Source organism: Microbacterium sp. Kw_RZR3, assembly GCF_029222405.1.
Classification (GTDB): domain Bacteria; phylum Actinomycetota; class Actinomycetes; order Actinomycetales; family Microbacteriaceae; genus Microbacterium.
The window spans coordinates 1-13,872 of sequence record NZ_JARHXC010000116.1 but is presented as its reverse complement, the minus strand read 5'-3'; the positions used below and the strand labels follow the sequence as shown (position 1 = coordinate 13,872).

Below are 13,872 nucleotides of genomic sequence, written 5' to 3'. Positions count from 1 at the left end.
AGGCGACGCTGCGCCTCGACCTCGACGGTGAGCCGCTCGAGCTGCACCGACCCGCCCTCCCGCGGTTGATCGTGCTGGGCGCGGGTGAGCACGCCGCCGCCCTGTGCCGGCTCGGAGCGGCCGCGGGCTTCGCCGTGACGGTGTGCGACGACTGGGCGCTTCTGGTCACGCGCGAACGGTTCCCGGATGCCGCCGAACTCGTCGTCGCGGCTCCGCACGAGTACCTCGAGAACCTCGACTCCCCCGACGCCCGCACCGCCGTGTGCGTGCTGACGCACGACGAGCGACTCGACGTCCCGGCCCTGCGCACCGCCCTGCGGATGCCCGTCGGCTTCGTCGGCGCGATGGGCGCACGGGCCACGGTCGCGCGTCGCGCGATGCTCCTCCGCTCCGCCGGGGTCACGGATGCCGAGCTCTCACGCCTGCACTCCCCCCTCGGCCTCGACCTCGGGGGTGCCACCCCGGAAGAGACGGCGCTGTCGGTGATCGCCGAGATCGTGGCATCCCGGAACTCCGCCAGCGCGCGGCCGCTCCGCGACGGACACGGCTCCGTGCGACGCCGAGACGCCTCGTCGGACTCGTGCGCGGTGAGGAGCGCGTGAGCGCTCTGGTCGTGCGCGGCGCGGTCGCGGTGGTCGACGGCGTCGGCGGAGTGCACACGGGAGATGTCGTCAGCGTCGACGGAGTGATCGTCACCGGCGCCGCCCCCGAGGGAGCGACGATCGTGGACGCCACGGGGTGCGTGGTCACGGCGGGTCTCGTGAACGCCCACCACCATCTGCTGCAGACCGCGTTCCGGACGCTTCCCGGCACCCGCGGCATCCCGATGCGCGAGTGGCTGCCGGCGATGGCAGCGGCTTACACCGCCGCGGGAGTGGACCCTGAGCTGACCGGACTCGCGGCGCGCGCCGGCCTCGCCGAAGCGCTGCTGAGCGGTGTCACGACCGTCGCCGACCACCACCTCACCTGGCCGAGCGGCGCCGACACCGTCGGCATGGCGCGGGCCGCGGCCGAGGCCGCAGCCGGGCTCGGGGCACGCCTCGTGTTCGTGCGGGGAGCCGCGCGCGACGATCCGCAAGAGGCCGCGACCTCGGCCGACGCGATCGTGCGGGCGCTGGTCCCGGGTGCCCCGGGCGGCGTTTCGGGCGACGGGATGCTGCAGGTCGCCGTCGGGCCCGCCGGCGTGCACAGCGACCCCCGTGAGACCTTCGCGCTGCTCGGCGAGGTCGCCCGCGAGCACGGGCTGCGCCGACGCACGCAGGCCAACGAGGTCGTCGACGTCGAGATCGCGCTCGACCGTTACGGTGCGCGCCCCCTCGACCTCCTCGAGGAGTGGGGCTGGCTCGCCCCCGACGTCACCCTCGCCCACCTGTGCGACGTCACCGATGACGAGATCGCCCGGGTCGCGGCATCCGGGGCCTCCGCGACGCACGCGCCGGGCTGCGACGTGCCGATGGGTTGGGGCGTCGCTCCCGTCCGCCGCCTGCTCGACGTCGGCATCGCCGTGGGGCTCGGGACGAGCGGCGGAGGCAGCAACGACGCGGGGCACCTGCTCGCGGACGCGCGCCTGGCGATGCAGGTGTCAGCTCTCGTGGGGCCGCAGCTGCCGGCATCCGAGGTCCTCTCGCTCGCGACGAGCGGATCGGCGGACGGGCTGGGGCGGCCCGAGCTGGGCCGCCTGACGCCCGGGGCCGCCGCCGACCTCTGCCTCTGGGACGTCTCGGGAGTCGCGGATGCCGGCGTCGCCGACCCCGTGGCCGGGCTCCTGTGGGCATCGCCGGGACGACGGCCGCGCACGGTCGTCGTCGGCGGACGCCTCGTCGTCGACGAGTGGCGCCTGCTGACCGCCGACGAGGACGAGGTCGTCGCGCGACTGTTCGAGAGGGTGGGACGATGACGACCATGGCTCCTGCGACGTCGGTCGACGACTCCCCCACCGGCGACGAGAGGCTCGGGGCCCGGGTCCGCGGGCTGCGCAAGGCGCGCGGGCTCACCCTCACGCAGCTGGCCGAGGCCGCCGCGCTGTCGCACCCCTTCCTCAGCCAGCTCGAACGCGGACTCGCACGGCCCAGCATGGCCAGCCTCGAACGCCTCGCGCGGGCGCTGGGAACGAGCCGCGTCGAACTGATCGCGGCCTCCGAGCCGCGCCGCGCCGACGCCGATGCGGAGCCGTCGTTCGTGCTCGCCGACGAGGGCGCGATCGGACCGTACGCCGAGGGCACGGCGCGCCTGCTCGCGGACGGACCGCGCCGGTTCGAGCCGCTCGAGTTCTCGGGCTCGAACGCCGTGCCCGGTGACCACTACATCCACGAGGAAGACGAGTTCCTCACCGTGCTCGAGGGCACGATCGTGATCTCGTTCGGGCCGTTCGGCGAACGCCGCCTGTCGGTGGGGGATTCGGTCTACTGCCGCTCGGGCACACCGCACCGCTGGCACTCCCCCGACGGCTCTCCGTACCGTCTGCTGATCGTGAAGGAACTCGTGCACGGACCTGTGGACGGATCGGTGGACGACGGGAGCCAGGGAGACACATGAGCGGTGGAGTGACCTTCGAGGCCGTTGTCCGCGAGCGACGGGAGGCCGCCGACGGCGTGATCGTCCTCGACCTCGAGCGCGCGACCGGTACGCTCCCGCACTGGTCGCCGGGCGCGCACATCGACGTCGTGCTGCCCGGGGGCATCGAGCGGCAGTACTCGCTGTGCGGATCGCCGAGCGAGCGCGGCACGTGGCGCATCGGCGTGCTCCGCGAGCGCGAGGGCTCGGTGTGGCTGCACGAGAACGCTCAGGTCGGCGCCGCCCTGCGGGTGCGCGGACCCGCCAACCACTTCCTCTTCGCGCCCACCGCGGGCCGGTCGTACGTGTTCGTCGCGGGCGGCATCGGCATCACGCCGATCGTGCCGATGATCGAGGCGGCCGAGGCCGCGGGTGCGAGCTGGACGCTCCTCTACGCGGGCCGATCGCGGCGCACGATGGCCTTCGTCGACGAACTGGCCGAGCGGTACGGCGAGCGCGTCGAGGTGTACGCGGCCGACGAGGGGCACCGCCTCGACCTCACCGAGCGCTTCGGGACGCCGACGGCGCGGACCGTCGTCTACTCGTGCGGACCGGCGCGCTTGTTGGAGGCGATGGAGAACGCGATGGCCGGCTGGCCGCGCGGCAGCCTGCACCTCGAGCGTTTCGAGGCGAAGGTGCTCGGCCCGCCGGTGTGGAGCGAGCCGTTCGAGGTCGACCTCATGATGTCGGGGATCACGGTGACGGTTCCGCCGGAGCGCTCGATCCTCGACGTCGTCGAGGAGGCCGGGGCCGTCGTGCCGTCGAGCTGCCGCGTCGGCACCTGCGGGACGTGCGAGGTCGCGGTGGTCGACGGCGAGGTCGAGCACCGCGACTCCGTGCTGTCGCCGGAGGAACAGGATGCCAACCGCTCGATGATGGTGTGCGTCTCGCGGGCGGCGTGCGGGCGGATCACGCTCGAGCTCTGACGCGGCGTCGTGAGAACAGGGGATACCACGGGAACAGGGCGATCGCCGGACCGACGGCTCGTTCTCGCGGCAAGCCCTGTTCTCGCGGCACGCCCTGTTCTCGTGGCATCCCCTCTCCCGTGACGATGCGCGCGGACCCGCCGACGACGGAGCCCGATGTCAGGGGCGGAACACCGCGCGGACGCAGCCGTCGCTCTTCTTCTTGAACATGGCGTACCCCTCGGGCCCCTCGTCCAGCTGCATCACGTGGCGAGGTGCTCGGTGCGGAGCTCGTCGCGCGCCATCCGCTCAAGGAGCATCGGGATATAGCGGTGCCCGTGCTGCTGGGCCGAGTGCCTGCTGGCGCGTGGGGCGCTACGTTCCCGTCTCGCAGGCGCGTCCCGCCTGAGCCAAGAGCGCGGTCGACGTCGACCGGTACCCGTCTCGCTCGCCGTCGACGCGGTATCCACTTTGCGAACGGCTCCCCCCTGGTCGAACCACCGACCTATCGTTTTGCTCACATAGCGGTCTCACCACCGCTTGACAGCCCGATAATCGGGCCGGTACGCAATGACGCGGACACCTCTTCGCGTCTCGACGAGAGAGACAGGAAGCATGGCAACGATCGGCATAGTCGGCGCCGGAGTCGCAGGTCTTCACCTGGGACTGCACCTGCGGCAGCAGGGACGCAACGTCACCATCTACACCAACCGCACGGCCCAGCAGGTGGCCGACGGCAAGGTGATGAACTCCGTCGCGCATATGAGCGCGACCATCGACATCGAACGCGAGCTCGGGATCGCCGACTGGCCGGAAACGGATGCCGAGTACTCGCTCCACCACCACTACAACGGCTGGGGAGAAGAGCGCCGGTTCAGCGGCGCCTTCGAGAAGCCGGCGCGCGTCATCGACTACCGGATCTACCTCCCCCGCCTCATGGACGAGTTCGAATCACGCGGGGGAACGATCGAGTACCGCGACCTCAGCGTCGCCGACATCGAGAACCTGACGGAGGTGCACGATCTCGTCGTCGTGTCCACGGGCAAGGGAGAGATCGGCGCGCTCTTCCCGCGGCGTGAGGACAAGTCCCCGTTCGCGGCACCGCAGCGCAAGCTCGCGGTCGGCTTCTGGAAGGGCGTCGCCTCGCGCGAGCCGCGCGGAGTCGAGATCAGCCTCGCCCCGCCGGCCGGCGAGCTCCTCGCCATCCCGATGTGGTCGTTCAGCGGCCTCGTCCACGCGCTGCTGTTCGAGAGCGTCCCCGGCGGCGCGCAGGAGATCCTGACCGACTCGCGCTACGAGGACGATCCCGCCCGGTACCGGGAGACGACGCTCTCCATCCTCGAGGAGTTCCACCCGACGGTGTTCGAGCGCGTGGACACGCGCTCGTTCGAGCTGCAGAACGGGGCGAAGGACATCCTGCAGGGCGCCGTTACCCCCGTCCTGCGCGAGGACTACACACTCCTGCCCAACGGGCGGTTCCTGCTCGCGCTCGGCGATGTGCACATGACCGTCGATCCGATCCAGGCCCAGGGTGCCAACTCGGCGGCGTACTCGGCGAAGGTCATCGCGGATGCCGTCGCCGAAGACCAGGTGTTCGACGAGCGCTTCATGAAGAAGGTGGCGCGACGCCGTGCGGAGCGCCTCGAGGCATCCAACGACTGGGTCAACACCATCATCCAGACGCCGCCCGCCCCGCATATCCCCGAGCTGTTCTCGGCGATGGTGCACGATCAGGCGCTTGCCGATCGGTTCACCGAGAACTTCAATCACCCCATCCGCCAGGTCGATCTGCTCGGCACGCCCGAGCGCGTCACCGCGTCACGGGCCGCCACCGCGGCCCTGGTCTAGGAGTCCGCATGCACAAGCTCATCGTTCTGTACCCCGAGCCCGTCGACCGGTCCGCCTTCGTGGACTACTACGAGAAGACTCACCTCCCGCTCGCACAACGGCTGCCCGGCCTCCGCAGCTGGCGGTACTCCGTCGACGTGAGCCCCGACGCCGACGGGAATCCCCCCGCGTACTTCGCCGTCTTCGAAGCCGAGTTCGACGATGCCGACGCCTTCCGCTCGGCGATGGGGTCGTCCGAGGGCCGGGCCGTCGCGGCCGACGTCCCGAACTACGCGTCAGGCGGGGCCGTCATCCTCGACTACGCGCTCGCAGGAGGAGGTGCAGCATGAACAACGAGCTCAGCCCCCAGCAGGTCGACTTCCGGCACGCGATGGCCAACCTCGCCGCCGCCGTTCACATCGTGACGTCGGACGGACCGCACGGACGGGTCGGCATCACGGTGAGCGCCGCATGCTCGGTCACGGATTCGCCCCCCACGGTTCTCGTCTGCATCAACCGCAGCAGCGCCACGAGGAACGTCTTCGCCCGCAACGGGAGACTGGCCCTGAACATCCTCGCTGCCGACCAGGAAGAGCTCGCCCGACATTTCTCGGGCCAGACGGGCGTCCCCATGCCCGAGCGGTTCGCCTGGGACATCTGGACCGATCTCGAGGGGGTGCCCACGCTCACGCAGGCCCGGGCCGCGCTGTCCGGTCGGGTGGTCAGCCTCCTCGAACAGGGCACGCACACGATCTTCTTCGTCGAGATCGACGCCATCCGCAACCGCGAAGACGTCCAAGCGCTGGTGTACGACAGACGTGCCTTCCACGCCGTCGGCGCCGTCGCCTGACGCGGACGCGACACGACCGACCGCACCGCCGACCACACGGAGACACGCATGTCTGTGGGACCGCCCCGCGCGCAGATCGCTCTCTCGGCCCGCGCGCGCTCGCTCGAAGAAGCGCACGCGCTGGGAGCGTCGCTGTACTACCCGCATGTCCTGACGCCCCTGGGCGCCAAGGACGACGTCAGCCTCGTGGCGTCGGCGGCGCGGTTGGGGCCCGTGACCGCCGGCGTTCTGGAGTACTCCTCGGGCATCCGCATCGACACCGGGGAGTACGGGTCGGCGGTGCAGGTGAACGTCCCCCTGTTCGGTTCGCTGAAGACGACGATCGGCGACGAACACGTCCGCGCGACGAACCGGGTCGCCGCCGTGTACCCCCACGACGTCCCCACCGTCATCGCCGGCTGGGACAGCCCGCTGGCGATGCTGGCCGTCAAGCTCGACCGTCGCACCGTCGAGCGCCGTCTCCAGCAGTACGACCAGGCCGTGGACCTGCACGACGTCCCGACTCTGGACGTGCGTACGGGGCCCTCCGCCGACTGGGTGGTGGCGGTGCGACGCGTCATCGCGACCGCCCAACGCCTGCCCGCGATGGACGAGGGCCTCGTCCGATTCCTGGCGGACCGTTGCATCGACGGTCTCGTCCTGGCGCTGACGGCGGACCCGAACTCGCCGTCGTCGGCGGACTCCGCGACGGATCGGACCATCATCGACAGGGCCCGCGAGGCGATCGCGTACTCCAGCGGGCCACTGCTCTCCCTGCACGACCTCTCGCAGTACGTCGGCGTGAACGCCCGCTCGCTCCAGCTCGCCTTCAAACGCGTCCTCGGTCAGACACCGATGCAGGTACAGCGCCGAGAACGTCTGCGCCGCGTGGCGCGCGAGCTCGAGGCATCCGCGCACGGGGTCGACCGCGTCCAGACGATCGCGCTCAAGCACGGGTTCACGCACCTCGGCAGATTCTCGGCCGAGTACGAGCGGACCTTCGGCGAGCTTCCTTCTCGCACGCTCGCCCGCTAACCACCGCCTCCTCGGGTGCCACCGAGCGGGCGTCGACCGACATCCCCGTCCCCGAACTCCGGGCGACGGGCCACCCCTGACGAAAGGCACTGATGTTCACCTCTTCTCATCTCCTGGATCTCGTCGTGGACGAGACCGGACGCGGGATCGCGTCCCTCGACCCTGCGACCGGCGAGACCATCGGATCCTTCCGCCCGATGACCGTCGCCGAGCTGCACGAAAGCGTGGATCGCGCGGCGCAGGCGCAGCCGGCGTGGGCCTCTCTCCCCGACGCCGAACGTCGTCGCTTCCTCCACCGGGCGGCCGACGCCATCGAGGAATCCGCCGAGGCGCTCGCGGAGCTGCTCTCGCGGGAGCAGGGAAAGCCCCTCAACGGGCCGAACGCACGGTTCGAAGTCGGAGGTTGCGTGGCCTGGCTCCGCGCGACGGCCGAGACCGAGATCCCGGTCGAGGTGATCGTCGACGACGAGACGGGCAGGGCCGAGATGCACTACCGCCCCCTCGGCGTCGTGGGCGCGATCTCCCCGTGGAACTGGCCCATGATGATCTCGATCTGGCAGATCGCGCCCTCTCTGCGGATGGGCAACACCGTGGTCCTCAAGCCGGCGGAGACCACGACCCTCTCGGTGCTGGCACTGGTCGCGGTCATGAACACCGTCCTCCCGGAGGATGTACTCATCGCCGTCCCGGGTTCGGGCGGAACCGTCGGAGACGCGCTCGTGCGCAGTCCGAAGGTGAGCAAAGTGATGTTCACCGGTTCCACGGCCGTCGGCAAGAAGATCATCGAGGCGTCCGCCGCCAACGTCACGCGTCTCACCCTCGAGCTCGGCGGGAACGATGCCGGTATCGTCCTCCCCGACGTCGACCCGGCGGTCATCGCGGAGGACCTCTTCTGGGGCGCCTTCATCAACACCGGTCAGACGTGCGCGGCGCTGAAGCGCCTCTACGTCCATGACGACATCTACGATCGGGTCGTCGACGAGTTGACGAAAGTCGCCGCAGCCGTGCCCATGGGGCGCGGACTGGACGAGGCGAACGTGCTGGGGCCGCTGCAGAACCGGGCGCAGTTCACGATCGTCGACGAGTTGGTCGAGGCGGCGAAGGCCTCGGGCGCACGCGTGGTGCTCGGAGGCGATCCGGACCGCGACGCCGTGGGGAACTTCTACCCCACCACGCTCATCGCCGACATCGACCCCCGGGAGCGCCTCGTCGTGGAGGAGCAGTTCGGTCCGGCGCTGCCGATCATCCGCTACACCGACCTCGACGATGTCATCGGTCTCGCGAACGCCCTGGAGTACGGCCTCGGCGCCTCCGTCTGGTCCCCGGATCGGAGCAGGGCCCTCGAGGTCGCCGCGCGCCTCACCGCGGGGACGGTCTGGATCAACTCGCACGGCGGGTTGCACCCGCTTGTACCCTTCGGCGGGGCGAAGCAATCCGGATACGGTCGCGAGTTCGGGCTCGAAGGGCTGAAGGCGGTGGCGGAGCCCCAAGTCATCAGCGGGTGACGGTCAGTCCGTCCAGACGTCGAAGGTCCGCCCCAGGCGCTGAACCGCTCTGAGCAGGGCTTCGACGGAGTCGGCCAGCGGCCGGGTGGCGTGGGGGAAGACGATCGCGACGCTCGCGAGCTGTCCGTCGCGGATCCTGACCGGAGAGGCCACCGACTCGAAGCCGGCGAAGGGAGAGCCCTTGGTGTGGACGACACCCCGCGAACGCGCCAGGGTGATCTCGTCGGCCTCGTACGGCTCAGCCGGCCCGAGGGAGAGGATCGCCATCCCCGGCGCGCCGTCGGCCGCGGGCAGACGCGTCCCGCGCCGGATCGCCACCGACGCGGAGTACGCCGCCGGTCGCACCGAGGACAGGACCACCACGTCATCGCGCTGCGGGATGCAGAGGATCGCCGTCGAACTCGTCTCGTTCGCCAGCTCGGTCAGCACCTCTTCGATGCGCACCTCGCCCTCGCGCAGTCCTGCGTCCGCGAACGCCGCCAGCCCCAGACCGATCGTGTAGCGACCGTCCGTCGTGCGGGTGACGAAGGCGTAATCCTCGAAGGTGCGCAGGATGCGATAGACGTTCGATCGCGGGATGCTGAGGGCCTCCGCGAGTTCGTGACTCGAGCGGGGCCGGCCGTCCGCGAGCACTTGCAGCGCGTCGAGCGCACGCCCGAGCGTCTGCGAACGCATCGTCGGACTGCCGGAGGAAGACACCGCCTCAGGCTATCGGTGACGCCGACGGCCCCGGCGAGGCAACGTGCGCGAAGGAGACATACATCGCGGCATCGCCTGGATGTGGACCCGAGAAAGGTTTGTCACGAGGGTCACGCCGAGGAAATACAGCGGAAACGCGTGGTTCCTAGCATCGGAACATCGCCGGATGTTGGTCACACCAACACTGGCCGGCCGCCCCAGGCGACCCGCCCCGATGCCGTGGCTCCCGTCTCGACGCTCGTCTACCCGACTCCTCGGAGGCCCCCGTGTCTGCCGCTCCACCCGTCTCGATCGCTGCGCTCCGCGGTGCGCGCCTGCCCTCCGGCGCGCTCGTCGACATCGCGCTCGACGGTGACGAGGTGTTCGCGGTCGTCCCGGCGGGGAGCCCGCTCCCCGAGACCGACGGCGAGACCCTCGACCTCACCGGCTACCTCGTCACCGCCGCCGGCGCCGAGCCGCACGCGCACCTCGACAAGGCGCTGTCGTGGGATGCCATCCAGCCCCCGTTCGGCGACCTCGAGCGCGCGATCGAGAGCTGGCACGCCTTCGCCGTCGCACTCGACGAGGACGAGACGCTCGGTCGGGCCCGCGCCACGGCGTTGCGGATGCTGGCATCCGGGATCACGTCCGTGCGCACCCACGTCGACCTGCTTCGCGGCGACGACCCGCTCACGGGCGTGCGCGCGATGGTCCGTCTGCGCGACGAACTCGCGGGCCTCATGGACATCGAGCTCGTCGCGCTCGGCGGGCCCACGATCACCGACGACGTCTTCGAAGCCGCGCTCGACGCGGGCGTCGACCTCGTCGGGGGTGCGCCGCACCTCGCCGAGGACCCGATCGCCGACCTCGAGCGCCTCATCGCGCTCGCCCGTCGCCGCGACGTCGGCCTCGACCTGCACACCGACGAGAGCCTCGCCGGAGCAGACACCCTCGCGACCTACGCCCGCGCGGTGACCGGCTGGCATCGCCCCCGCAGCGCCGGCCACTGCGTGCGCCTGAGCATGATGCCCGCGACCGATCTCGCGGAGCTCGCCGAACAGATCCGCGTCGCCGACATCGGCGTGATCGCGCTGCCCATCACCAACCTGTACCTGCAGGGATGGGATGCCGATCACGCGGTTCCCCGCGGCATCGCGCCGATCGGCCGCCTCAAAGCCGCCGGCGTCCGCGTCGCCGCGGGAGCCGACAACGTGCGCGACCCCTTCAACCCCGTCGGACGCTGCGACCACCTCGAGACGGCATCCCTGCTCGTGTCGGCGGGTCATCTTGCTCCGGCCGAGGCGATGGATGCCGTGACCGTCGGCGCGCGCGACGTGATGGGCCTGCCCGCGGCGGGACCCGTGCCGGGATACCGTGCCGACCTCGTCGCCGTCCGCGCCGACTCGATCGGCGAGGCCGTGGCGTTCGCCTCGGCCGACCGCGTCGTCGTCCACCGCGGCCGGCTCGTCAGCCGCACCACCGTCTCGACCCGAACCGCCACTCCCCTGCCCACCGAACCCTCCCGCGCCGCCGCACCCGCGACGACTCCCTGAACCCGACCGGAAAGTGAGCGCCCCCGTGACCTTGGCCTCTCCCGCTCCCGCAGACATCGCGGATCCGACCGCGCCCCTGCTGGACTTCCGCAACGTCGCCATGACGTTCCCCAACGGCACCACCGCCCTCTCCGGCGTCGACCTCACGGTCGGTCGCGGCGAGTTCGTCAGCGTCGTCGGTCCCTCGGGCTGCGGCAAATCGACGCTCCTGCGCATCGCCTCGGGTCTCGAGACCGCGAGCGAGGGCACCGCGACCGTCAACACCGACCGCATCGGCTACGTCTTCCAGGACGCGACGCTCCTGCCCTGGCGCGACGTGCAGTCGAACGTCGAGCTGCTGGCCGAGCTGAACTGGCAGCCCAAGCGCGTCCGCACGCCGAAAGCCCAGTGGGCGATCGACCTCGTCGGGCTCAAGGGCTTCGAGAAGCACCTGCCCAAGCAGATGTCGGGCGGTATGAAGATGCGCGCCTCGCTCGCCCGCTCGCTCACCCTCGACCCCGAACTCTTCCTCTTCGACGAGCCGTTCGGCGCGCTCGACGAGATCACCCGCGAACGCCTGAACGACGAGCTGCTGAAGATCTTCGTCGAGCAGAAGTTCGGCGGTCTCTTCATCACCCACTCGGTCTCCGAGGCCATCTACCTCTCCACCAAAGTCGTCGTGATGTCGGGTCGCCCCGGCCACCTCGTCGACACCTTCGAGATCCCCTTCGACATGCCCCGCGACCCCGAGATCCGCTACACGGCCGAGTACGCGAAGCTCGTCGGCGAGGTCTCCCACGCCCTTCGGGAAGGACACTCATGAGCACCACGTCTGCAGAGCCGGTCGCCGCCCTGTCGCCCGAGCCCACGGCATCCACTCCTCCGCCCACTCCGCCGAAGAAGAGCACGCCCGCGCGTCGTCGCGGCTTCGGCGCCCGCGCCGCGTCGATCCTGCCGCCGCTCGGCGTGCTGGTCGTCCTGCTCGGCGCCTGGTACGGCGTCTCGATCGCCCTCGCGGCGTCGGGCAAGGGCTTCCTCATGCCCATGCCCCACGAGATGTTCACGCAGGGCTTCTTCGACCCGCAGGTCGGCGCCGACATCTGGATCTCGCTGTTCCGCACCACCGGCGTCGCCCTCACGGGTCTCGCGATCGCCATGATCATCGGCATCGGGTGGGCCATCGCGATGTCGCTGGCGCGCTGGGTCGAGCGGTCCACCTACGCGTACGCCGTGATGCTCCAGTGCATCCCGATCCTCGCGCTGGTGCCGCTCGTGGGCTTCTGGTTCGGCTACGAGTTCCTCGCCCGCGTGATCGTCTGCGTGCTCATCGCGCTGTTCCCGATGGTGTCGAACACGCTGTTCGGTCTGCAGTCGGTCGACAAGTCGCAGCGCGAGCTCTTCCGCCTGCAGAAGGCCGACAAGTGGACGGTGCTCACCAAGCTCACGCTCCCCGCCGCCCTCCCCTCGATCTTCGTGGGCATGCGCACCTCGGCCGGCCTCTCGGTCATCGGCGCGATCGTCGGCGACTACTTCTTCCGCCGCGGTGAGCCGGGCATCGGCTCGCTCATCTCGAACTACCAGTCGCGCCTGCAGAGCGCCGAACTGTTCGCCGCGATCCTCGCGGCGTGCCTCCTCGGCGTGGCGATCTTCGCGTTCTTCGGCTGGTTGTCGAAGGTCGCCGTCGGCCGCTGGTACGACAGCACGCGCTGACCCAGACCCCGGATGCCACGGCCTCCCCCCTCGTCACGAGCGAGGAGGCGGCATCCGGCGTACCCGGAAACACCCCGCACCTGCTTCACCTTCCGCACCCGAGTTCCATCCGTCACAGAAAGCGACCCAGCATGCAGCGCTCCACCCTTCTTCGCGCCACCGCCGCCACCGGTGCCTTCGCGATCGCCCTCACGCTCACCTCGTGCGCCGGGAGCGCCGCGGAGCAGGCGGCGCCGGCGACCGACATGCCCATCGGCTCGGTCGACCTCTCGGCCGACTGCCCCTCGACGATCGTGGTCCAGACCGACTGGAACCCCGAGGCCGAGCACGGTCACCTCTACGAGATGATCAAGGACGATTACACGATCGACGCGAACACCAAGTCGGTCACCGGCCCCCTCATGGCCGACGGCGAGTACACCGGCGTCAACCTCGAGATCCGCGCCGGTGGCCCCGCGATCGGCTTCCAGACCGTCTCGGCGCAGATGTACCAGGACGACAAGATCACCCTCGGTTACGTCAGCACGGACGAGGCCATCCAGCTCTCGGCGACCACCCCCACCAAGGCCGTCATGGCGCCGCTCGACATCAGCCCGACCATGGTCATGTGGGACCCCGCGACCTACCCCGACGTCAAGACCATCCAAGACGTCGCTCCGGCGCTCGAGAAGAACGGCGGCGTGTGGCGCTACTTCGACGGCTCCGCGTACATCGAGTACCTCAAGAGCGCGGGCCTGGCCAACGCCTCGATCCTCGACGGCTCGTACGACGGCACCCCGTCGAACTTCGTCGCCGCCGGCGGCAAGGACATGCAGCAGGGCTTCGCCTCGGCTGAGCCGTACGTGTACCAGAACGAGGTCTCGGCCTGGGGCAAGCCCGTGAAGTTCGCCCTGATCCACGACGCGGGATGGCAGACCTACCAGTCGTCGATGTCGGTGAAGAAGGACGACTTCGACAAGCTGTCACCGTGCCTCTCGAAGCTCGTCCCCGTTCTCCAGAAGGCGGGCGTCGCGTACTACAAGGACCCGAAGGCCGCGAACGACCTCATCCTCAAGCTCGTCGACGAGTACGCCACCGGCTGGACCTACACGCAGGGCGTGGCCGACTACTCGGTGAAGACGCAGGTCGACCTCGGCCTGGTCGGCAACGGCACCGACTCCACCTACGGCAACTTCGACGACGCCCGCTTCGCGGACTTCTACACGAAGGCCACGAAGGTCTACACCGACCTCGGCACCCCGCCGGCGTCGGGGGAGACCGCAAAGGACCTGTACACGAACGAGTTCATCGACACCTCG

14 protein-coding genes are annotated in these 13,872 nt (G+C 70.2%); 13 read left to right on the top strand and 1 reads right to left on the bottom strand.

Annotated elements, in window-relative coordinates; genetic code table 11:
* From P2P98_RS06505 to P2P98_RS06465, 9 genes are all read left to right on the top strand, one after another.
* The coding region (locus tag P2P98_RS06505; protein ID WP_275798291.1) for an XdhC family protein at positions 1-602 on the top strand (602 nt) is incomplete at its 5' end.
* Positions 599-1,897, top strand: coding sequence for an amidohydrolase family protein (locus P2P98_RS06500; protein ID WP_275798289.1), 1,299 nt, complete (start codon positions 599-601; stop codon positions 1,895-1,897). The genes P2P98_RS06505 and P2P98_RS06500, both read left to right, overlap by 4 nt.
* Complete coding sequence (locus P2P98_RS06495; protein WP_275798287.1) at positions 1,894-2,535, top strand: helix-turn-helix transcriptional regulator; 642 nt, start codon at positions 1,894-1,896, stop codon at positions 2,533-2,535. Before P2P98_RS06500 ends, P2P98_RS06495 begins: the two co-directional genes overlap by 4 nt.
* A complete protein-coding gene (locus P2P98_RS06490) occupies positions 2,532-3,479 on the top strand; it encodes a PDR/VanB family oxidoreductase (protein ID WP_275798285.1) in 948 nt (315 codons plus the stop codon). Before P2P98_RS06495 ends, P2P98_RS06490 begins: the two co-directional genes overlap by 4 nt.
* Before the next feature lie 594 nt (positions 3,480-4,073).
* Complete coding sequence (locus P2P98_RS06485; RefSeq protein WP_275798283.1) at positions 4,074-5,306, top strand: styrene monooxygenase/indole monooxygenase family protein; 1,233 nt, start codon at positions 4,074-4,076, stop codon at positions 5,304-5,306.
* 8 nt (positions 5,307-5,314) lie between these two features.
* Positions 5,315-5,635, top strand: coding sequence for an EthD family reductase (locus P2P98_RS06480; RefSeq protein ID WP_275798281.1), 321 nt, complete (start codon positions 5,315-5,317; stop codon positions 5,633-5,635).
* Positions 5,632-6,135 (top strand): flavin reductase, encoded by a 504-nt coding sequence (locus P2P98_RS06475; protein WP_275798279.1) that lies wholly within the window; start codon positions 5,632-5,634, stop codon positions 6,133-6,135. The genes P2P98_RS06480 and P2P98_RS06475 overlap by 4 nt, the downstream gene beginning before the upstream one ends.
* Positions 6,136-6,183: 48 nt before the next feature.
* Entirely contained in the window at positions 6,184-7,149 is a 966-nt protein-coding gene (locus P2P98_RS06470) for a helix-turn-helix domain-containing protein (RefSeq protein WP_275798277.1), read from the top strand.
* A 92-nt stretch (positions 7,150-7,241) separates the two neighbouring features.
* Positions 7,242-8,654 (top strand): aldehyde dehydrogenase family protein, encoded by a 1,413-nt coding sequence (locus tag P2P98_RS06465; RefSeq protein WP_275798275.1) that lies wholly within the window; start codon positions 7,242-7,244, stop codon positions 8,652-8,654.
* A gap of 3 nt (positions 8,655-8,657) precedes the next feature.
* On the opposite strand, the gene P2P98_RS06460 is transcribed toward P2P98_RS06465, so the two are convergent.
* Positions 8,658-9,353, bottom strand: a complete 696-nt coding sequence (locus tag P2P98_RS06460; protein ID WP_275798274.1) for a helix-turn-helix domain-containing protein — start codon at positions 9,351-9,353, stop codon at positions 8,658-8,660.
* Between the two features lie 266 nt (positions 9,354-9,619).
* On the opposite strand from P2P98_RS06460, the gene P2P98_RS06455 reads away from it, so the two are divergent.
* The 4 genes from P2P98_RS06455 to P2P98_RS06440 all read left to right on the top strand — a co-directional run.
* A complete protein-coding gene (locus tag P2P98_RS06455) occupies positions 9,620-10,885 on the top strand; it encodes an amidohydrolase family protein (protein ID WP_275798272.1) in 1,266 nt (421 codons plus the stop codon).
* A 25-nt stretch (positions 10,886-10,910) separates the two neighbouring features.
* A complete protein-coding gene (locus P2P98_RS06450; protein ID WP_206542529.1) occupies positions 10,911-11,687 on the top strand; it encodes an ABC transporter ATP-binding protein in 777 nt (258 codons plus the stop codon).
* Positions 11,684-12,574, top strand: a complete 891-nt coding sequence (locus tag P2P98_RS06445; RefSeq protein WP_058595186.1) for an ABC transporter permease — start codon at positions 11,684-11,686, stop codon at positions 12,572-12,574. Before P2P98_RS06450 ends, P2P98_RS06445 begins: the two co-directional genes overlap by 4 nt.
* A 131-nt stretch (positions 12,575-12,705) precedes the next feature.
* On the top strand, positions 12,706-13,872 hold a 1,167-nt coding region (locus P2P98_RS06440; RefSeq protein WP_275798269.1), incomplete at its 3' end, for an ABC transporter substrate-binding protein.

Coding starts and splice junctions, on each gene's coding strand:
- P2P98_RS06475 (WP_275798279.1), top strand. CDS start 5,632: ATGAACAACGAGCTCAGCCCCCAGCAGGTCGACTTCCGGCACGCGATG.
- P2P98_RS06445 (WP_058595186.1), top strand. CDS start 11,684: ATGAGCACCACGTCTGCAGAGCCGGTCGCCGCCCTGTCGCCCGAGCCC.
- P2P98_RS06480 (WP_275798281.1), top strand. CDS start 5,315: ATGCACAAGCTCATCGTTCTGTACCCCGAGCCCGTCGACCGGTCCGCC.
- P2P98_RS06485 (WP_275798283.1), top strand. CDS start 4,074: ATGGCAACGATCGGCATAGTCGGCGCCGGAGTCGCAGGTCTTCACCTG.
- P2P98_RS06470 (WP_275798277.1), top strand. CDS start 6,184: ATGTCTGTGGGACCGCCCCGCGCGCAGATCGCTCTCTCGGCCCGCGCG.
- P2P98_RS06490 (WP_275798285.1), top strand. CDS start 2,532: ATGAGCGGTGGAGTGACCTTCGAGGCCGTTGTCCGCGAGCGACGGGAG.
- P2P98_RS06465 (WP_275798275.1), top strand. CDS start 7,242: ATGTTCACCTCTTCTCATCTCCTGGATCTCGTCGTGGACGAGACCGGA.
- P2P98_RS06495 (WP_275798287.1), top strand. CDS start 1,894: ATGACGACCATGGCTCCTGCGACGTCGGTCGACGACTCCCCCACCGGC.